The organism is Campylobacter sp. BCW_6877, from assembly GCF_001762445.1.
Classification (GTDB): Bacteria; Campylobacterota; Campylobacteria; order Campylobacterales; family Campylobacteraceae; genus Campylobacter_D; species Campylobacter_D jejuni.
Map to the genome: position 1 here is coordinate 27,751 of NZ_MJWW01000061.1, position 21,082 is coordinate 48,832.

The window sequence follows — 21,082 nt, forward strand, 5'->3', positions numbered from 1 at the left end:
TTATCCTACTAAACTTTTTACAAGCTCTGCACCGTTTTTAAGATTGGTTGCTGCTTTGATATTTTTAAGATTTGAATTATCTAAAATTGTCTTTGCTTCTGCTGCGTTAGTGCCATCAAGACGCACTACAATTGGAATATTTACCTCAACATTCTTAGTAGCTTCTAAAATTCCATTTGCTATCCTATCACAACGAACAATACCACCAAAGATATTGATAAATATAACTTTTACATTCTTATCTCTTAAAATGATTTCAAAAGCCTTTGCAACAGTTTCAGGAGAAGCTCCCCCGCCTACATCTAAGAAATTTGCAGGTTTTGCACCACTATAATTAATAATATCCATAGTTGCCATTGCTAGACCCGCACCATTTACCATACAAGCTACATCTCCATCTAATTTCACATAGCTTAAGCCAAATTCAGCCGCTTCTCTTTCAGCAGGATTTTCTTCAGTAATATCTCTAAGTTCAGCAATTTCAGGATGACGATAAAGCGCACTATCATCAAAACTGCATTTTGCATCAAGGGCATAAAAATCCCCTTCTGCAGTTTTAATTAAAGGATTGATTTCAAGCATATTCATATCTTTATCCATGTAAAGCTTATAAAGTTTAGCTATCATAGAAATAAGTTTTTTGCCTTCATCTTTATCAAGTCCTAAAACTCTCGCTACTTCAAGTCCATGAAACATTTTAAAACCAATTTGTGGATCAATGCCTACTTTTGCAATTTTTTCAGGACTTTCTTTGGCTACTTTTTCTATATCCATCCCTCCTTCACTTGAAGCGATAATGGTAATTTGCTCTGCCATTCTATTAAATAAAATAGCCAAATAATACTCTTTTACTATATTAGCGCCACTTTCTATATAAAGTTTTTGCACGAGCTTACCTTCAGGTCCTGTTTGATGAGTTACTAAATTCATTCCTAAAATTTTACTTGCATAATCTTTTACCTCATCTAAATTTTTAGCGATTTTAACACCACCACCAAGACCACGGCCTCCTGCATGAATTTGAGCTTTAACCGCCCAAACACTACCGCCTAATTCTTTAGCATTAGCCACAGCTTCATCTACGCTAAATGCAACTTTTCCCTTTAAGGTAGGGATACCATTATCCGCAAAAATTGCTTTTGCTTGATACTCATGTATGTTCATTTATTCTCCTTTATATTGATATTTGATTAAAGATTTTTCCAATTTGTCTTTTTCTTGTGAACTAAGATCTAATCTCATGATTTCAATCACACCTTCAAGTCCTAATCTTGCCATAACTCCCAAGGCTTTGTTTTGCACTCCAAATTCTCCATGTAAAATCACACTCATGGGTAAAAACTCGCCACTTCTTATGGACTCAAGCATTCTTATGCAAGCACTAGCAGGGGCTAAATAAGCTGAAGTTTTAAGATGTTTGATTACTTTAGCTCCACCTGTTTTAACTTCATTTTCCAAATCATCAAATTCTTCTTCATTTAAAAATTCGCTTATATTTTTATTTTTAACACTTGCGTAAGATTTTACCAAAACCATATCATCATTATGAAAACCAATAAGTCTTGTATCCACGCTTGACATTTTGACATTAAGTTTTTTGGCAAGCTCATACTTAAATCTTGCATTGTCTAAAACTCCCGCCATGGCTATAATTTTCTTTGATGAAAAAATTCCGCTTTCATAAAGAGTATTAAGTAGAAAATCCACAGGATTAGTTAAAATAATAAAAAGCGGATCTTCTGTAAAATTTTTAATTTTTTTAGCGCAATCAAGCATAATGTTTGTATTCAACTGAAGCAATTCTTCTCTACTTTGCCCATCTTTTCTAGCAAAACCTGCACTAAAAAGCACTATATCTGAATTTTTGGTATGAGTATAATCTTTAGTGCAAAGTAAATCTATATTTAAATTTAAAGCAGCTATGCTTTGAGTAAGTTCTAGTTCTTTTGCATAAAGTAAATCCTCATTGATATCTACTAAAACAATTTCATTTGCTATTTCTCTTAAAATCAAAGCATAAGCTACGCTTGAGCCCACATTACCAGCCCCTATAACAGTAATTTTCATCTTTGTCCTATTTTTTCTAAAATAGCGTTAAAAGTTGCACTTGGACGCATGATTTTATTTGCTTTTTCATCATCAAATTTATAATATCCACCCAAATCCACTTTCACACCTTGTGCATCATTAAATTCGGCTCTGATTTTTTCTTCATTAGAAGAAAGCTCTAGGGCAATATCTTTAAAAAAGCTTTGAAGCTCCATATCACTTGCTTGTCTTGCTAAATGATTTGCAAAATACATTGCTAAATAAAAATGACTTGTTCTATTATCATCTTCTTTAACTTTTCTTGATGGAGCTTTATTATTTTCAAGCCATTCGCCTATAGCCTCATCAAGACATTCTGCCAAAACCTTAGCTTTATGATTACTACACTTATTTGCATAAAATTCCAAACTTGCTTGCAAAGCCAAAAATTCACCCAAACTATCCCAACGCAGATGATTTTCTTCGACTAATTGTTCTACTTGTTTAGGCGCTGAACCCCCTGCTCCTGTTTCAAACATAGCTCCACCCTTTAACATAGGCACAACAGAAAGCATTTTTGCACTTGTTCCAAGCTCTAAAATAGGAAAAAGATCGGTTAAATAATCCCTTAAAACATTACCCGTGATAGAAATAACATCTTTACCTTCTCGGATTAACTCTAAACTTCTTAAACAAGCTTCTTTTGGAGCTAAAATGGCTATATTTCTACCCTTTTCTTTTAAACGATTTTGTACCAAAGTTATCATGATTTTATTACTAGCTCTTTTGCTATCTAACCAAAAAATAGCTTCGGCTCCACTAAGTTCTGATCTTTCTATACCTAAATCAATCCAATTTAGCACCGCATCAAATTTAGCCTGATTGACTCTATAAATATCACCTTTTCTAACCTTATGCTCTAATAAAACTTTACCGTTAGAAACTATTTTAAAAGTTCCTTCTTCTTTAGCCACAAAGGTTTTATCGTGCGAGCCATATTCTTGAGCCTTTTTAGCCATTAAACCTACATTAGATACACTGCCAAGTTTTGAAGGATTTAAAGTACCATTTTTATGCAAATCTTCAATAACCGCCTCATAAATAGTTGCGTAAGTTTGATCAGGAATTACGGCATTTGTGTCCTTTTCCTTACCTTCCTTATCCCACAATCTTGCGCCATTTTTAAGCATTGCAGGCATAGAAGCATCAACGATAACATCGCTTGGAACATGAAGATTTGTGATGCCTTTATCTGAATTTACCATAGAAATATCTGCAGATTTAGCTAAAATTTCATTGTATTTTTTTAAAATTTCATCTTTTTTGCTTGAATTTTCGATCTTACTTAAAAGCTCACTTAAACCATTATTTGGATTAATACCTAATTTTTCAAATTCATCTTGAAATTCGATAAATAATTCTTTAAAAAATACTTTTACCGCATAGCCAAAAAGTATAGGATCACTTACTTTCATCATTGTAGCTTTTAAATGCAAAGAAAAAAGCACATCATCATCTTTGCTTGCTTTAATTTCTTTTGCATAAAATTCCTGAAGTTTTTGCACATCCATAAAAGTAGCGTCTAAAATTTCATTTTTTTCAAGTTTTAAGCCCTCTTTTAAAATTTCATTTTTACCATCAACGCTTGTAAATTCTATATTAGCCACACAATCTTGATCGATTAAAACCGCTTTTTCATTAGAGAAAAAATCCCCTTCTTTCATGTAAGAAACACGAGTTTTTGAGTTTGGATTAAACTCAACCACACGATAAGGATTGTTTTTTGCATAGTCTTTTACCGCTTTTGTTGAACGACGATCTGAATTTCCTTGTCTTAATACAGGATTAACCGCTGAACCTAAAACTTTTTGATATTTTGTTTTAATTTGCAATTCTTCATCATTTTTTGGCTCATCTGGGTAATTTGGTAACATGTAACCCTTATCTTGCAATTCTTTAATCGCCGCCTTAAGCTGAGGAATAGAAGCTGAAATATTTGGGGTTTTAATAAGATTTGCATCCGATCTTTTGACAAGCTCGCCTAAAAGCTCTAAAGCATCTTCACATCTTTGCTCCTCTTTTAAATACTCACTAAAAGTAGCTAAAATCCTTCCAGATAAAGAAATATCCGAGGTTTTTACTCCTATATACGCCCTACTTAAAAAAGCTTTCACTATAGGCAAAAACGAATAAGTCGCAAGAGCTGGGGACTCATCTGTTAAGGTATAAGTAATTTGCATTTTTAGTCCTTTAAAAACTTATTTTTATTTTCATTTTTAAGTATATTACAAATAAAAAAAAATGCAAGAGTAAGTTTAAAGTTTGTTTTAGTTTTCAAACAAACTTTAAATATTTTTAATTAAGTAAATTAGCAGGAAGTTGTATGATATTTTTAATAAGATTAAAAGGGGTTTTTAGGGTATCTGTTAAAATTTCGGTATGAAATTTAGGGTCATCTATACTTCCATCTATTTTTAAGTTTGTGCTAATTTCTTGATTTTTACCTAAAATTACATAATTTAAAATTGGAACCTTGGATATAGCTTCTGAAGCTGATTTTAAAGTTTTAAGCTCTAAACTAAAATCCACTGTATTTAATCTTAAATTTGCTGATCCTAAACCATATATATCTACACTATCGCCGTTTAAATTAATAGCTGAAACACTTAAAAGATCTTTTTTTCTATTAAAAATAATCTTTCCATCATGTAGGCTTAAACCTTTTTGATTAAAAGTTGGAGATTTAAACATCAATAAACTTGGTACAGTATCAATAAAGGAAATAAGCTGATTTACACCTTTTAAATCCTTCACATAAGTGTTTTTAAAATCGATCTGTCCGTCAAAATACTCCAATCCACTTCCTTTTATACTTAAGTTAAACACTCCATCTTGAACAGCTTGTTTTTGTAAAAACTCATTTAAATAATTATCATCAATATTGCTAACGTTTAAATTTAAATCATTAGAAGAATAATAAAGATCAAATTTTGCATTTCCTCTAGAACCTTTAAGATCCAAAGCATTGCCTTTTAAATCAGCCTCTACCCTATCAAAAGCCAAAGTTTTATTAGAATCTGGCAAAATTAAAGCTACATTTGCTCCACCAAAACTAATATTTTGGGTATTAGTAGAAATATCAAATGTTGAATTTGAAGAGTTGGAATCTTTTCTATAAATATAACTTAAATTTTTCAAATGAATTTCTTTATTATCAGAACTTATTTTAGCACTTGCTGTATCACTTTGAGTATGAATTTCCATAACGCCTTTATTTTTTACAATATCAAAGCTATCATTTTCATAAGGAGTTTGACCGTTGATAAGTAAATTATTTTTAAAATAAGCATCATTAACGCTTGCATTAAAATCTTCGAAATTTAAAGTTTTATAATAAACATTTTTAGCATCGATAAACCCAAACTTTTTAAGCAATGGAGAAAATGAAAATAAAATCTTAGGATTACTAAGATTAGCCTCAAGTCCATCTTTAAAATTTAAAATCAAATTCCACTGAGGAATGCTAATGTTAACATTTTGCGAATAATCTAATTTTACTTCTACATTTTGATTTTTTAAATCTAAAAGCTCCCCATTGTCAAAATAAAGCCTTGAAATCTGAGTATTGAAATTTCCTTGCTGTTTTTGCAAGTCAAATTTAGCATTAAAATCAGCTTTTAAAAAGCCATTTTCAACACTAGCATTTTCTATATTTAAATTATTTTGATTTAATTTGACAAATGCTTTTGCAATATTAAAATCAGCCAAAGAAATACTAGCATTCTCTAAAGCTAAAATACCACTATAAAAAATTTCACCCTTATCATGAAAATCAATTTTAAGCTCTAAATCACTTTTAATTTTTCCGCTTTTTTGATAAAAAGGTAATGAAAAATGATAATCTTCCAAAGCTTTAGCAAGTTTTTCGTCAAATTTTAGATTATTAGACTTAATACGCAAATAAATCCCAGCTTTTTTTTCATCAAATAAATCATATAGATAAACCTTACTAGAACTTAAATCAGCACCATTATAGAAAGCTTTATTAAAGACAAAATCAAGCTTTTGTTTGTTTAAATTTAAATCGAGTTTTGGAATTTCAATAGCATTCATTTTATCATCCAAACGAACTTTGACATTATTAACATAACCTGATGCGCTAATATTGTCTAAATAATAATTATTTTTAGTAAAATCTATAAAGCCCTGTAAATAATCTAAATGATAAAATTCTCCCTTAGCCCTATATGCCATCCAAAGATTTAAACTCTGTGGAAGTTCTATTCTTTTATTAACTCTTTTAAAAATTTCCGTAATATTTCTAATATTTAAATCTTCTATTTTATAAGCTAAATTTTTATCTTTGTAAGAGATACTTGCGTTAAAGTCAAGCAATTCTCCAGTTGCTCTACCTTGAAAATAATAAAACTCGCTCTTAGTATTGATACTTAAATTTCCATCAATATTTAAATCATAATCTTTTAATAAAAGTTTTTTAATACCAGCTATAAGTTCTTTATTTTGACGCTGTAATGTTAATTTTAAAAACAATAAATCATTATCTATAAAAAATTCATTATCTTTAAATAAAATACGCACATGATTATCTTTTATATTTAAATTTTGTATATCAATCTCTTCAACAAAAGTATATAGATATTTTAAATTTTTTGTTATTTTTAAAATCTCTGTTGAAGCATTATCAGAAGAGTGAGTTTGTGATGAAATTTCGGAATTTTGAGTCTCATTTATAGTGATATTTTTTGCTCGTACAATTAATTTTTTATCTAATTTAATATATAATTGTTCTAATTTTAAAAAATCAAATTGGATACTAGAGATGACAATCCCATTTTTAAGCACTATAAACAAAGCTAATATAAGCACAACAAAAAATACAACAATATATAAAATTTTCTTTTTCATACGCAACTTCTTTTTGATATTTATTTTGGGGATTTTTTATTATCTAACTCAGCCTTTAAAAAGCAATTCTGTGGTATTTATTCCCCAAGGTTCAATTTCTCAAATTATAACATATTTAAAGCAAAATAAATATCAGATGAGTAGTATTGATAAATATATTTTATTTTTTTTAGGACACCCTCAATCAGGCTGGATCAACATAGGTACAAAAGATTTAAATAGGGCTGAATTTCTACATAAACTCACTATTGCCAAAGCAGCGCTTCAAACCATTACTCTTATCCCAGGAGAAACAAGCGTAATCTTTTTAGAACAAGCAGCCAAACAACTTGGACTTGATAAAGATATACTTTTAAAAGAATTTCAAGCTCAAGCTCCTTATGATGAAGGAGTTTTTTTACCAGAAACTTATAAAATCCCAAAAGGCATTACAGAAAATCTACTCATTCAAATGCTTTTAAACCATGCTGAAATTTCCAATAAAAAAACTTCTGAGAAAATTTTTGGGGATTATAATCCAAAAAAATGGCACCAATATATCATCATCGCTTCTGTAATACAAAAAGAAGCTGCCAATGAAAATGAAATGCCTATAGTTGCAAGCGTAATTTATAATCGACTTAAAAAAGGTATGAAGCTTCAAATGGATGGAACTTTAAATTATGGAATTTACTCCCATGTAAAAGTTACCCCACAAAGAATAAGACAAGATAATAGCTCTTATAATACCTATAAATTTACAGGATTGCCTAAAGAAGCGGTTTGTAATGTTTCTTTAGCTGCTATTCGTGCAGCTATTTTTCCTTTAAAGACAGATTATTTATATTTTGTGCGTGATAAAAATACTGGAGTTCATATTTTTAACACAAATATAGATGATCACAATAAAGCCATAAATTTACAAAAAGGAAAATAATTTTGATATTTTTATGCAAAATAGTTAAATTGGAACAGTATTTGCTTGTTAATATTAAAAATTATAAAAAGGATAAAAAATGATCAACCCATTTAAGTCAAAAGAACTAGTCACTGGTGCTTTAGCGGGTAGAAATCTAAGAAATCAACTCATCAATGCCAATCTTGCAAATGTTGATACTCCTTTTTATAAAGCAAGAGATATTGAATTTGAAACAGCTTTGGTAAATCGCGCAAATGAAATTTTTAAAAAAAATGATAATAAAGAATTGCAATTAGCCATAACCGAAGAAGGACATCAAAAACCTTGGAAATTTCCAGATCCTAGTAAATCTACTATTTACTTAAGAGACGGACATTTAGCAAGAAATGATGCAAATACTGTTGATCTAGATGTAGAAACCACAGAAATGAGCAAAAATACAGTTATGATAACAGCTCTTGATGGAGTTTTAAGAAGACAAAGCAATATCTTTAGTTCTATACTTGACGCAAGCTCTAAATTAAGTTAAAGGTAAATTATGGCATACTTAAGTGATTTTGATATTAGTGGTTATGGTTTAAGTGCTCAACGTTTTAGAATGAATGTTATTAGCTCTAATATAGCTAATGCAAACACTACAAGAACAGCTGAGGGTGGGCCTTATAGAAGACGCGAAGTGATCTTTAAAGCAACAGATTTTGATAAGCTTTTAAATGAGCAAATTAACAAAGATAATAATTTTTTAAAATATGAAAATCCTTTAAATGATCCAAGTTCGCCAGAAGAAGCTAAACCTGCTATTCAAAGTGTTGTAGTGGATAAAGTGGTCAGAGATGACAAAGATTTTCGCATGAAGTATGATCCGAGCCATCCTGATGCAAATGCTGAAGGTTATGTAGCGTATCCAAATGTAAATCCTGTTATTGAAATGGCAGATTTGATTGAAGCTACAAGAGCTTATCAAGCGAATGTAAGTGCTTTTACAAGTGCAAAAACTATAGCTCAAAGTGCGATTGATTTATTAAGAGGATAATAAAAAATGAACAATATTAATGATTTAAGATTAAATAATAATATTTCAAATACCAACAAAAGTCAAAATTCCACAGGAATTGGTGATGAATTTGCCAAGATGCTTAAAAATGAAATCGATGATTTAAATAAAGCACAAGAAAGTGGAGAAGCTGCAATGACAGACATTGCCACAGGACAAGTAAAAGATCTGCATCAAGCAGCTATAGCTATCACTAAAGCTGAAAGCAGTATGAAATTTATGCTAGAAGTAAGAAATAAAGCGATCAGTGCTTATAAAGAAATCACAAGAACTCAAATTTAAACCCTAATGCAAGAATATAAAAAAAATAGGGTTTCAAAAGTTGCCTTTGCCTACTGCATGGCACTTTTGTTTATGATTATTTTTATCAGCTCTACTTTTTTTCTTACATCAAAACGTCATATACCTAACACTGAAAAAGATCAATACGCTCTTGCTCTAAGAGGATCGATTATAACTAAAGATAATTTTACTATCACAAGTTCTAAACAAATTTATCGTGCTGAAATTGATCTTAGAAGTATCAACAAAGATAAATTTGATCTATTTTTAAAGCTTTTTCAAATTTATAGTGGGATAAGTAACGATCAAATAGCAGATATTAAAAAAAGAATGCAAAATCAAAAAAAACGTTCTTATAATTTTGTTCTTTTACAAAACTTAGATTCCAAGCAAGCAAGCTACCTTAAAGACCTTGCTAAAAAACTTTATATACAAGGCTTTTTCAAAGCTTTTACAAATAATTCTGGAAGAGTTGAAACAAGAGGATTAAATATCATCGAACATGAAGAAGATAGAATTTACATGTCAAAAGATTCTTTTACTCCTATTATCGGTTATACTAAAATGATATTAGATCCAGAAAGTGGAATTTTAAAAAATATAGGAGTTAAAGGTTTAGAAAAATACTACGATGAATGTCTAAGTCCTGTTCAAAATGAAAAAATTCAAGGACTTAAAGATATAGGTGGAAATATTATTTTAAATCTAAATTCACTACAGCAAAAAAAGATCAATGGTTGTGATTTATATTTAAATCTTTCTTTGAAACTACAAAAAAGCATAGAAAAAGCTATAGATCAAAGAAATGAGGATTTAAAAGCCAATGAAATCATCGTTGGGGTAATGGAAAGCAAAACAGGAAGAATTTTAGCTTTAGCAAGCTCAAGGCGCTATGACCCGCAAAATCGTGGAAAAGATCTATCAGTTCTTAATGCAAGTGCTATAGAATACGGCTATGAAGCAGGTTCTGTTATAAAACCTTTTATCTTTACAACAGCCTTAAGACTTGGTAAAATAAAAATGGATGAAGTCATTAATACTTATGGCGGTTCTTATAAGCTAGGACGTTTCACCATCAAAGACGATCACAAAATGGACAAAATGACTATGGAGGAAGTTATAAGATATTCTTCAAATATAGGCATGATACAAATTGCTAAAAGACTTAACAATATAGAAATCGTATCAGGACTTAAAATATTTAAATTTGGCGAAAAAAGTGGTATTGACCTACCCTATGAACAAAAAGGAGAAATTCCAAATCCTAAGCGCTTAAGAGATATAGAAAAATCTGTTTTAAGTTATGGTTATGGACTTAAAACAACCTTTATACAACTCCTTGCAGCTTATAATGTTTTCAACAATGATGGGTTTTATATCACACCGCGTTTAGCTGAAAAATTCTATCAAAATGGACGCTTTACAAATCTTGATAATGATGTAAAAAAAGAAAAAATTCTTTCTAGCGAAGCCACTAAAACGATGCAAAATGTTCTTATAAATGTTATAGAAAAAGGAACAGGAAAAAAGGCAATTACACAAGGTATTATTGCAGGAGGTAAAACAGGAACGGCAAGAATAGCCGAAAGACAAGGTTACACCTCAAATCGCTACAATGCATCCTTTTTTGGTTTTGCAAATGATTTAAATCACGCCTATACCATAGGAGTTCTCGTAAGACATCCTACTAAACCTTATAGTTATTATGCTGCACAAAGTGCTTTGCCTATGTTTAAAGATGTTGTTGATATTTTAATCAATGAAGAATTTCTAACGCCTATACAAGACAATAACCAAACTAACACAAACAACTAGTTTGATATATCTTTAGAAAATATCACCTCAACAGCACCTATAAGTTCTTCAGCAATCTTAGCAGCAAAAGTTGTATCATTAAGTATTGAAATTCCTTCAGCTGTTGTGATTTTTCTTACTGAAATAAGATGTTCAACATTGCTCAAGGTTAAAGTATCGATTTCTTTTAAAATTTCTTTTCCTTTTTGAAGATTTTTAATAATCAAATAAAGCTTTTCACGATCTTCAACCACTCTAAGCTCTTCGATACTTCTTAAAAGCTCTCCTAAATTCGATCTAATTTTATTATACTCTAAAGCCAAAAATTCATTAGAAGAACTAGAATATTTCTTAATATTTGCTTGGATAATTTTTAAATTTTTAGTTGTTTCGACTAAATTTTTAGCTGCCATCTTAAAGGTAAAAATTTTATGATTCTTTGTTTCATCGTTAATATAAACTTGTGCTTTAGTTGAAAAATCAATAATAGCTTCAAAAAGAACCTTTATCCTAGTTTGATACAAATAGTCCAAATCCACATTTTTACTAAACCACCTTTTATTTTCTAAAATTTCTTTAAAACTTTTATCACTTTGTATATCTTTACGACTAAAACCTATAGCATGAGCAACAATTGCATAGGTATTGTTATAAAGATGCTCGCTTTCTTTCCTTAAAGCTTCGATGGCTGTGTCGCTAAACTTAACCAAACTACTATCAAGATATAAAGGTTTGTCTTTATTCTTATCTTTAGGAGCTTTTACTATCTTATTTAAAAAAAGAACAATTTGAGGAGTAAAGAATGAAAAAAGCACAACACCAATTAAATTAAACAAAGTGTGAAATAATGCTACTTTCAAAGCTATATCTTCTATGTTTAATATAATGGATAAAAAATTAAGAAAATGTATAAAATAAGGAAAAATAAGCACTATTAAAAAAGCTATACCAAAATTAAAAATACAATTTGCAAACGCTAATTTCTTTCCTTCAATATTGGTACTTAAAGAAGCTAAAACAGCCGTTACAACCCCTCCAACACTAGTACCTAAAGTTGCTGCTAAGGAATTTTCCAAACTGATTTGTCCAGCAAGTAAAGCAGCAACAATAATAGCCATTGTAGCTGTGCTTGATTGTATAACTCCTGTAAGCAAAGCACCTAATCCTAAAAAAACAAAAACTCCTTTAAAACCAGCAAAATCAAAGCGAGAAAGATCAATTATATGTTTAAAATTTTCAAAACCACTTTTAATATAATCCACACCCAAAAAGAAAAATCCTATACCAATAAAAATATTACCCAAACCCTTTAATACACTATCTTTTTGAAAGAAAAATAATACTCCAATAATCAAAAGTGGGATAGCTAACATTGAAATTTTAATATTTGTCAAACCAACAATCAGCCAAGAACTTGCCGTATTTCCTAAATTTGCTCCAAAAATAATCCCTATGCCCGCACCTAAAGAAATAAGCCCTGCACTCAAAAAAGAAATCGTAATAATAGAAACTAAAGTTGAAGATTGCATAATTAAAGTACTTAAAGTACCAAAAAGTATACTTTTTATCTTTGTATCAGTTGACTTTGCTAAAATTTTTTCAAGCAAACCACCACTAAAAGCTTTAAAACCTATACCTAAATTAGTCATTCCAATAAGAAGTATTGCCACTCCTGCTAAAAGATTGGCAAGCTCATCATAACGAATTAAAATAAAAATCAGAACTAAAGTAAAAATGCTCCATGAAATAAATTTAAAATATTTTAAAGAATTTCTTTCCTCTTGCAATACCTAACCTTTTAATTTTTCAAATTCATTCATCAGAAATTCCCTCAAATTTTCAGCTTCTTCTTCCCCTTTTTCTAGATACTCAAGCAATAAATTTTCTAATTCTTTTAAAAAAGAAAAAAGTTCGTTTTGCCAAATACTATCGTTTTTATTACTCAAATTCATGGTTTGTATGAAAGTCAGCTCCCTGCTTAAATCCCCAAGTTTTTCTAAAAATTCATCTTTTTGATAAGAAATTTTTAATGCTAAATTAGTATTTTGGATATTTTCTTTAAATTCTCTGATTTTTTCATCGATTAAATCACAAAATTTCGGATAAATATCCATTTTAATAGGCTCTAAAAGAGTTCGCTCATCTATATTTAAAGTAAGCTTTTTAACAGCAAAATAAAGAGCTAAAAAAGACAAAGCTGCTATGAGTAAATAAATTCCTAGCATTAATAACCCTTAAGGGCTAGCATGCCGCCATCTAAATTAATGCTTTCAAGTCCCAATTTTTCGGCTATAAATTCAGCTGCAACCATGCTTCTATGACCACTACGACAAATAAAAGCAAGTTTTTTATTTTCATCTCTTTTACTTTGAAATTCATCTAAAAATTTAGCATTTAAAAGCCCTTTATTATCATATAAAGCCACACATTGCGCATTAGGTAAAATACCTTCTTCCCATTCTAAAGGAGTGCGCACATCAAAAATTTGATATGCGTTTAAATCTTGCTTTGTCCAAAGACTTGCAGGGATATTCTCTATCATGAAAAAGCCTTGTTGATGATTTTTGTAAGGCTTGCATTAAATTCAGCAGGATTATCCACGCCCATACCTTCGCTTAGTTTTGCCATATTTAAAACTAGGGTTGCTATATCTGCGCTAAAAGTTTCGTTGTTTTTAAGACCTGTAAAAATAGCGTGTTTTGGATTGATTTCTAAAATAGGTTTGAAATTTTGCTCTTGACCCATTTGTTTTAAGAGTTGCTGCATAGCAAAATCAGGTTTATTTTTATCATAAACTATACAACTTGGGCTATCTTTTAAACGACTGGTTAGTCTTACATCTTCGACTTGATCTTTTAGAAGTTCTTTAAATTTAGCTACAAGTGGAGCAAAAGTATTTTTTTCTTCATCACTTAGTTCATTTTTATCTTCTACTTGATTGATGGCTACAAATTTCAAACCTTCAAATTCTAGCATAGGAGTTACTAAAGAATCAATCTCATCGTCCATGAGTAAAACTTCTATATTTTTTTGTTTATACTCTTCAAGCAAAGGAGAGGTTCTTAATAAACTTTCATTATTTCCTGCTATATAAAAAATTTCCTTTTGTTCGCCTTGAAGGTCATTTTTATACTCCTCTAAAGAGCGTAAATTTTCACCTTTAGTGCTTTTATAAAGCATGAGTTTTAAAAGACTATCTTTTTCTCCGCCAAAACCATAAAGTCCTTCTTTTAATACTTTACCAAAGGTTTTAAAGAAAGATAAGTATTTTTCTTTATCATTGTTTTTTAGTTTTTCAAGTTCACCTAAAATCTTTTTAACGCTAGCTTCTTTAACACCTTTTAAAATTTGATTTTCTTGCAAAATTTCACGGCTTACATTAAGCGGCAAATCTTCTACATCGATAATCCCACGCACAAAACGCAAATAAGTTGGTAAAAGTTCTTTATCGTCATCGCTGATAAATACGCGTTTTACATAAAGTTTTAAGCCACTTTGATAATCCACACGGAATAAATCAAAAGGTGCATTTTGTGGTATAAAAAATAAAGAATTGTATTCTAATTTTCCTTCGCTTTTAGTGTGAAGATAAAGTAAAGGTTTGTTTGAATCATGAAAATTTTGCTCATAAAATCTTTCATAATCTTCTGCTTTAAGGCTTGATTTTTGCATTCTCCATAAAGCATTGGCTTTATTGATTTGAGAAATTTTAAGTTCAGTTTTCCCTTCTTCTTCGCCTTCTTTAGCAGGAGTAAATTCTTCTTTTTCCATGAAAATTGGAAATTGAATATGATTAGAATATTTTTCTATAATGCTTTCGATTTTATAAGTATTAGCAAACTCATCATCTTTTAAGTATAAAGTAATGCTTGTACCTTGTTCTTCTTTGCTTGCGTCATTAATCTCATAACCATTTGCATCAGAACTCCAAAGATAAGCTTTATCATCTAAAGCTTTTTTGCTTAAAACTTCGATTTTGCTAGCCACCATAAAAGCAGAATAAAAACCTACCCCAAATTGTCCTATGAGTTGAGAATCTTTTTTAGCATCACCGCTTAAATTTTCTAAAAAACTTTTAGTGCCGCTTTTTGCTATGGTTCCAAGGTTGTTGATAAGATCATCTTTATCCATACCTATGCCATTATCACTAATGCTTAAAGTTTTTCTATCTTTGTCAATTTTGATTTCAATTTTAGGTTCGAATTTTAAGCTTTTATATTTATCATCACTTACGCTTAAAAAATTAAGCTTATCTAAAGCGTCACTTGCGTTTGAAATAAGTTCTCTTAAAAAAATTTCTTTATTAGAATATAAAGAGTGTATCATAAGCTGTAAAAGCTGATTTACTTCGGTTTGAAATTGCATTTTAATCTCCTTTGTAATTTTTTAAAGTGGTATTTTAGCAAAAAATACAAATTCTAAAGTAAATTTAAAGATTTATTTGAAAATTATAAAACCAAGCCATGCGGCAAATAAACAAAGAAAGACATTTAAGAGAATATTTAACGCAAAATAAAGATAATTTCCACTTTGTAAAAGAAGTAAATTTTGATAAGAAAAAGTAGAAAAAGTTGTAAAAGCTCCTAAAAAACCTGTACTTATAAAGCTTTTAAGCAAAGGAGATAAACCTTTATTTTGCGCATAAGAAAACAAAAGTCCTATGATAAAAGAACCCAAAACATTAACAAAAAGAGTTCCAAGGCTGATAGAATAAGGGAAAAATTTATTCACTAAATTTATAGAAAGCATTCTTAAGATTGCCCCTATAAATCCCCCAAAACCAACAACTAAAAGGGTATTTAGCAAAGCTTAGCTCTTTCTTGATCGAGCAATTCTTGCATTTTTTTTCTGGTGTTTTCAAGCCACTTTTCATCATTTGTATCGACTAAATCCATACAAATGATTTTAAGCACTCCACTGCTTGCACTAAAACTTTTTGTGTCTAAAATTTTTGCAGAATCCACAATTAAAATAGGTTGAACTTTAAGATTTAATTTTTCACTTAAAATTTTTGCTCCACTTTGAAATTTAAGCATTTTTTCATTTTTAGATCTAGTTCCTTCTGGAAAAATAGCCAAAATCCTATCTTCACTAATTCTTTCTTTTGCTTCTTTTAAAACTCGCACTAAATCACGCGGATTTTTTCTATCTATACAAAGAAGTTTTGGTTTTTTCATAGCAACTTTGAAAATAGGAATTTCTCCTAATTCTTTTTTGGCAATCCAGCATAAATTTTTAGGATATAATTCTTCTAAAGCGATAATATCTAAAGCACTTTGATGATTCATTAAAATCATCTGAGCTTGCGGATTAAAAGTGCCAATGATTTCTTGTTTATAAGAGATGGTGTATCTTTGAAATTTAGCCCAAATTTTGCGGATTTTCCAAAGTGTGTTTTGAGATTTTGTAAAGCAAAAACAAAAAACCACTAAAGCAACGCTTAAAACAAAAAAAATCCAAAAATAAAGAGCTTTAATTTTTTTGTAAATCATCTTTATTAATCCAACCTATTTTTCCATCAGAAAACAGTACTTTAATATAATTTTGTCTTTTGCCTAAAACTTCTACTTTTTCATCTGCATTTGCCGTATAAAAATAAGTTGAAGGCTCTGTAGGTAAAATTTTAGCCCTAGAACCAGCCTTGATAATCGCATTTTGAGTATTGGTATCTACAAGAAAACTAAGTGCAAAACAAACAACTGCCAAAGCCAAAATAATGTAATTTTTTCTCCATACAAATAAAGCTCCAAATAAAACCGCTAAAAACCATAAGGTATATTGTTTATAAATATTTAAGTCTTTATTTATAGGATTTAAATCACTCTGAGTACTGATCTCATCGTCACTAATTTTTAGTTTTAAATTTATATTTTCAAGCTTTTTACTGTCCTTATTGAAATACGAAAATTCAAAATTTGTTTTACTTAATGGCAAAATAGCATAATAAAAAGCATTAGAAGCATTAAAATCCCCTTTTAAATTTTCAATGCCTTGCTTTTGAATTCCTTCTATAAAAAAGCTTTTAAGATTTGTATTGGTTGCGTTTAGTTCTACCATCATAATGATATTAGCATCATCAAAATAACTCGCTTTAACTTTTTTAATTTCCAAAGAACTTGCCACAAGGTGTGAAAAATCTTTATTGGATAAAGTATTTTCAAATTTGATAGGATTAAGATTGATATCAGCCTCTTGAAAAGCTTCATTATTTCTAAGAAGTTTGATAGAAATTTTACTCAAACTAGCATTTGAATTTTTAGCTTCAAACCATAAAGTTGTTTTATATTCGTTATTGATAAATTCCCATTTTGCATCTGGATTTAAAAAAGATAAATTAGTTTTTTCTACGCTTATGTTAAAATCAAATTTTGTATTTTCCGTAGTGCGAGCATAGATCGTAATAGGAAAAACTTCTCCAACATATACCCTACTTGGATATTCATCATTTGTAAGAACCAAACTCCCTTTAGCTATAAAAGGATCATCTACATTGCTTTCAAAGTCATTATTTTCATCGCTTGGCGGAATATTTTGATAAATTTTTTGTTCTTCTTGGGGTAATTTTTGTAATTCTTTTTGCATATTTTCATCTTGGCCGCTAAATACAGAAATTTCACCTCTGCCAAACAATACAACAACACTAAAAATTAAAGTTAATAAAATTTTCAAAATAAAAAGCCTTTAAGCATTTTCAAACCTAGATCATTACCTAGAACTTTTTCACAAGCACGCTCAGGATGTGGCATGAGTCCAAAGATTTTTTTGTTTTCATCACAAATTCCTGCGATATCAAATACAGAACCATTTGGATTTGACTCGTATTTTAGAGTAATAAGATCTTTATCTTGCAATTCTTTTAAAGTAGCCTCATCAGCGTAATAATTTCCCTCTCCATGGGCAATTGGTAAATTAATAATTTCATCTTTTTTGAAATTTTTCAAAAAGGCATTATCATTAGAAACTACTCTTAAATTTTGGTTTTTTGAGATAAAACTAAGATTGTTGTTATGCTTCATTGCACCTTTTAAAAGACCGCTTTCAAGTAAAATTTGAAAACCATTACAAATACCTAAGATATATCCTCCCTTTTTTGCATGATTAAAAACACCTTGCATAACAGGAGCAAGTTTTGCAATAGCTGCACATCTTAGATAATCTCCATAAGAAAATCCGCCTGGCAAAACAACTAAATCTGTATCAAATTCTTTTTCTTCATGCCAAACAATCTGCGTTTTTACTCCAAGTTTTTCAAAGGCATAAGCTGTATCAAATTCACAATTTGTCCCTGGAAATCTAATAATAGCAACTTTCATTTTACTCTTTCTCAATTATAAGCTCATAATCTTCAATGACGCTATTTACCAACAACTCTTCACACATTTTTTTGACTTGTTCTTTGGCTAATTTTTCATCTTTCTCATCAAGAGAAATTTTGATTTGTTTTGCTATTTTTACTTCTTTTACGCTATTAAAATTTAAAGAATGCAAAGCTTTTTCCACCGCTTTGCCCTGTGGATCTAAAACCCCATTTTTTAAAGAAATATTTACAATAACTTCCATATTTTTCCTTAATTTAATATTCTTTTTAAAACTTCTTCATAAGCCATTTTTACATTACCTAGATCTTGACGAAATCTATCTTTGTCTAATTTTTCATTACTAAATTTATCCCAAAATCTACAACTATCAGGACTTATTTCATCAGCTAAAACAAGTTCATTATCTTTAGTTAAACCCAGTTCGATTTTAAAGTCAATCAGCCTTAAATTCTTATTGTCAAAAAATGGAGTTAAAATAGAGTTAATCTTTCTAGCTATATTTTTAATTTCACTAATTTGAGCTTCATTTTGCACTAAATTTAAAATCAAACAATGCTCATCATTGATAAAAGGATCGCCTAAGGCATCATCTTTAAGACAAAATTCCACCAAAGCAAAAGGTAGTACAGTGCCATCTTTAATGCCCAGTCTTTTTGTAAGAGAACCTGTTGCAACATTGCGTACTATAACTTCAATAGGAACAATTTTACATTTTTTAACCACTTGTTCTGTATCGCTTATAGTTTCTACCAAATGGGTTTTAATCCCATTTTTTTCAAGCAAATGAAAAATTTCAGTACTGATTTTACAGTTTAATGCGCCTTTTCCACTTTCATTGCCTCTTTTTTCTGCATTAAAAGCAGTTAAATCATCTTTAAACTCACTAATTAGTAAATTTTCATCATCGGTTTTGAAAAGTTTTTTACCTTTTCCTTCGTAGAGCATTTCTTTTTTTGTCATTTTATTGTCCTTGTTTGATATTTAAAATTTTAATAGTATCAATAGCTGATTTTAACTGTGCGTCATCATTGATTTGTTTTTGACTGATTAGATTTTTATTGTCTTTATTTTCTTGTTTATCTTCTTTTTTATTTTTATCTATTTTTTCAAGCTCACTTTCTAAATGTTGTTTTAAGTCGCTTTCTTTTATAGAAAAACCATCTTCTTGAGTATTTACTTTACCTGGAAAAACTTCAATATCAGGTTTTACACCCACTGCTTGAATAGTACGCCCGCTTGGAAGATAATATCTTGCAATAGTAAGCCTTAAAGCTTCAGTTTTATTAATAGGTATGATTTGTTGAACACTACCTTTTCCAAAAGTATTTTCACCCACAATAACACCGCGTTTAAGATCTTGTAAAGCTCCGCTTACGATTTCACTTGCACTAGCACTTCCACCATTTACAAGCACAACCAAAGAAGCATTAGAAATTTTGTTTTTAGGATCGGCTTTATATTCTTGATTTTCACTTGCAATGCGTCCTTTTTGAGAAACAATAACACCTTTATCTACAAATAAATTTACAAGTCCTATAGCTTGATTTAAAAGTCCACCAGGATTATTTCTAAGATCTAAAATAACCCCTTTAACATTAGGATATTTTTTAAGTTCTTTACTTGCCACATCTACAACATTTTTATCAAAATTTGTAACTCTAAGATAAAGAATGTTTTCATTTTCTATCATTTTTGCATAAACACTTTCTATCTTAATAATTTCTCTTGTAAGTGTAACATCAAAAGGTTTTGTTGCACCTTTTCTAAAGATGGTTAAAGTGATTTGAGTTTTTGGCTTACCACGCATTTTATCTACAGCATCATTGAGATTAATTCCTAAAGTGGCCTCATCATTAATTTTTAAAATAATATCTCCTGATTTTATCCCTGCTTTATCTGCTGGTGTTCCTTCTATAGGAGAAACAACTGTTAAAGCGCCATCTTTCATACCTACGGTTATACCAAGGCCACCAAATTCACCATTGGTTTGAATTTTCATATCATTAAAATCTTTTTCATTTAAAAAAGAAGAATGCGCATCAAGATTGCTTAAAAGCCCTGATAAAGATTTATCCACCAAATCGCTGATATTTTGATCATCCACATAATATTGCTCTACTATGGCAAGAGTTTTTGTAAGCTTATCTAAAGCTTCTAGGCGTTTTTGAACCTGCTCTTCTTTTTGATCAACTTTAGCTTGTAAATGACTTGTTAAAAATAGACATAAAATAAAAGTAGTGGCAAAGCCTACAAGACCTGCAAAAAATCGTTTTGTTTTCAAAATAAGCTCCATTATTGAGTTTTAGTTTAAAGAGTAAATTTTAATAAAAATTACTTAAAACTTCGTAAATAAATTTAAATTCTTAAAAATATGTTAAAATAGACTAAAAATTCCAAAAAGAAAGTTAATACAATGTGCCAAGAAAAACATACTCATACACATTCTCAAAAACATCTTAAAGCAGTTTGCAATCGTCTAAGTAGAACCATAGGGCATTTAAGTGCTATTAAAAGAATGGTTGAAAATGACAAAGACTGTAGTGAAATTTTAATCCAGCTTGCTGCTGTAAAAGCCGAAGTTAACAATACTGCAAAAGTAGTTTTAAAAGAACATTTAGCTCATTGTATGGTACATGCTGTAGAAGAAAATGATATTCAAAGTATAGAAGAATTAAACAAGGCTATAGATATGTTTATGAAATAATCTAAAATTAGTTATTTGTCCTATTATTTAAAAAATTTTACTCAATTAACTTGACATTATATGACTAAAGTTATATA

The 21,082-nt window shown here is 29.7% G+C and carries 20 protein-coding genes and 1 pseudogene; 6 read left to right on the forward strand and 15 right to left on the reverse strand.

The annotated features are described in order from the left end of the window. The 4 genes from sucC to AJ936_RS09220 all read right to left on the reverse strand — a co-directional run bounded on the left by sucC (position 1) and on the right by AJ936_RS09220 (position 6,954). A complete protein-coding gene (gene sucC, locus AJ936_RS09205) occupies positions 1-1,164 on the reverse strand; it encodes an ADP-forming succinate--CoA ligase subunit beta (protein ID WP_002855069.1) in 1,164 nt (387 codons plus the stop codon). Beyond that, positions 1,165-2,067, reverse strand: a complete 903-nt coding sequence (locus tag AJ936_RS09210; protein ID WP_070274449.1) for a malate dehydrogenase — start codon at positions 2,065-2,067, stop codon at positions 1,165-1,167. It abuts the gene before it with no gap. After that, positions 2,064-4,268 (reverse strand): NADP-dependent isocitrate dehydrogenase, encoded by a 2,205-nt coding sequence (locus AJ936_RS09215; RefSeq protein ID WP_053872537.1) that lies wholly within the window; start codon positions 4,266-4,268, stop codon positions 2,064-2,066. Before AJ936_RS09215 ends, AJ936_RS09210 begins: the two co-directional genes overlap by 4 nt. 115 nt (positions 4,269-4,383) lie before the next feature. Beyond that, the gene (locus AJ936_RS09220; RefSeq protein ID WP_070274451.1) at positions 4,384-6,954 is read right to left on the reverse strand and encodes a DUF3971 domain-containing protein; all 2,571 of its coding nucleotides are present in this window, start codon (positions 6,952-6,954) and stop codon (positions 4,384-4,386) included. On the opposite strand from AJ936_RS09220, the gene mltG reads away from it, so the two are divergent. The 5 genes from mltG (at position 6,869) to AJ936_RS09245 (ending at position 11,003) form a co-directional block, all read left to right on the forward strand. Continuing rightward, positions 6,869-7,870: an endolytic transglycosylase MltG gene (gene mltG / locus AJ936_RS09225; protein WP_044778761.1), complete on the forward strand. Its 1,002-nt coding sequence runs from the start codon at positions 6,869-6,871 to the stop codon at positions 7,868-7,870. The two genes, AJ936_RS09220 and mltG, sit on opposite strands and share 86 nt — an antisense overlap. 79 nt (positions 7,871-7,949) lie before the next feature. Next, positions 7,950-8,381, forward strand: a complete 432-nt coding sequence (flgB, locus tag AJ936_RS09230; protein WP_002861254.1) for a flagellar basal body rod protein FlgB — start codon at positions 7,950-7,952, stop codon at positions 8,379-8,381. Positions 8,382-8,390: 9 nt separating this feature from the next. Beyond that, positions 8,391-8,885 carry a flagellar basal body rod protein FlgC gene (gene flgC, locus AJ936_RS09235; protein ID WP_002855235.1) on the forward strand — a complete coding sequence of 165 codons (495 nt, stop codon included), beginning with the start codon at positions 8,391-8,393 and terminating at the stop codon, positions 8,883-8,885. A gap of 6 nt (positions 8,886-8,891) precedes the next feature. Continuing rightward, positions 8,892-9,188, forward strand: a complete 297-nt coding sequence (gene fliE, locus AJ936_RS09240) for a flagellar hook-basal body complex protein FliE (RefSeq protein ID WP_002856884.1) — start codon at positions 8,892-8,894, stop codon at positions 9,186-9,188. A 6-nt stretch (positions 9,189-9,194) separates the two neighbouring features. Beyond that, positions 9,195-11,003, forward strand: coding sequence for a penicillin-binding protein 2 (locus tag AJ936_RS09245; protein WP_002870954.1), 1,809 nt, complete (start codon positions 9,195-9,197; stop codon positions 11,001-11,003). Here AJ936_RS09245 and AJ936_RS09250 read toward each other — a convergent pair. From AJ936_RS09250 to AJ936_RS09300, 11 genes and pseudogenes are all read right to left on the reverse strand, one after another. Next, complete coding sequence (locus tag AJ936_RS09250) at positions 11,000-12,769, reverse strand: Na/Pi cotransporter family protein (RefSeq protein WP_052857920.1); 1,770 nt, start codon at positions 12,767-12,769, stop codon at positions 11,000-11,002. The two genes, AJ936_RS09245 and AJ936_RS09250, sit on opposite strands and share 4 nt — an antisense overlap. Before the next feature lie 3 nt (positions 12,770-12,772). Continuing rightward, positions 12,773-13,207: a hypothetical protein gene (locus tag AJ936_RS09255; RefSeq protein ID WP_070233415.1), complete on the reverse strand. Its 435-nt coding sequence runs from the start codon at positions 13,205-13,207 to the stop codon at positions 12,773-12,775. Continuing rightward, the gene (locus AJ936_RS09260) at positions 13,207-13,524 is read right to left on the reverse strand and encodes a rhodanese-like domain-containing protein (RefSeq protein WP_002861250.1); all 318 of its coding nucleotides are present in this window, start codon (positions 13,522-13,524) and stop codon (positions 13,207-13,209) included. The genes AJ936_RS09255 and AJ936_RS09260 overlap by 1 nt, the downstream gene beginning before the upstream one ends. Beyond that, positions 13,521-15,347, reverse strand: a complete 1,827-nt coding sequence (gene htpG, locus AJ936_RS09265; RefSeq protein WP_002861249.1) for a molecular chaperone HtpG — start codon at positions 15,345-15,347, stop codon at positions 13,521-13,523. The genes AJ936_RS09260 and htpG overlap by 4 nt, the downstream gene beginning before the upstream one ends. Positions 15,348-15,419: 72 nt before the next feature. Next, positions 15,420-15,788, reverse strand: a complete 369-nt coding sequence (gene crcB, locus AJ936_RS09270) for a fluoride efflux transporter CrcB (protein ID WP_002861248.1) — start codon at positions 15,786-15,788, stop codon at positions 15,420-15,422. Then, the gene (locus AJ936_RS09275; protein ID WP_002861247.1) at positions 15,782-16,474 is read right to left on the reverse strand and encodes a lysophospholipid acyltransferase family protein; all 693 of its coding nucleotides are present in this window, start codon (positions 16,472-16,474) and stop codon (positions 15,782-15,784) included. Before AJ936_RS09275 ends, crcB begins: the two co-directional genes overlap by 7 nt. Next, positions 16,455-17,651 carry an SH3 domain-containing protein gene (locus AJ936_RS09280; RefSeq protein WP_002861246.1) on the reverse strand — a complete coding sequence of 399 codons (1,197 nt, stop codon included), beginning with the start codon at positions 17,649-17,651 and terminating at the stop codon, positions 16,455-16,457. Before AJ936_RS09280 ends, AJ936_RS09275 begins: the two co-directional genes overlap by 20 nt. Then, positions 17,623-18,295, reverse strand: a pseudogene (purQ, locus tag AJ936_RS09285) (phosphoribosylformylglycinamidine synthase I). The gene AJ936_RS09280 and the pseudogene purQ overlap by 29 nt, the downstream one beginning before the upstream one ends. A 1-nt stretch (position 18,296) precedes the next feature. After that, positions 18,297-18,542: a phosphoribosylformylglycinamidine synthase subunit PurS gene (gene purS / locus AJ936_RS09290; protein WP_002858611.1), complete on the reverse strand. Its 246-nt coding sequence runs from the start codon at positions 18,540-18,542 to the stop codon at positions 18,297-18,299. 8 nt (positions 18,543-18,550) lie between these two features. Continuing rightward, a complete protein-coding gene (purC, locus tag AJ936_RS09295) occupies positions 18,551-19,261 on the reverse strand; it encodes a phosphoribosylaminoimidazolesuccinocarboxamide synthase (RefSeq protein WP_002880951.1) in 711 nt (236 codons plus the stop codon). A gap of 1 nt (position 19,262) precedes the next feature. Beyond that, complete coding sequence (locus AJ936_RS09300) at positions 19,263-20,597, reverse strand: S41 family peptidase (protein ID WP_079861662.1); 1,335 nt, start codon at positions 20,595-20,597, stop codon at positions 19,263-19,265. Positions 20,598-20,714: 117 nt separating this feature from the next. On the opposite strand from AJ936_RS09300, the gene AJ936_RS09305 reads away from it, so the two are divergent. After that, complete coding sequence (locus AJ936_RS09305) at positions 20,715-21,005, forward strand: metal-sensing transcriptional repressor (protein WP_002855280.1); 291 nt, start codon at positions 20,715-20,717, stop codon at positions 21,003-21,005. Positions 21,006-21,082: the final 77 nt, after the last annotated feature.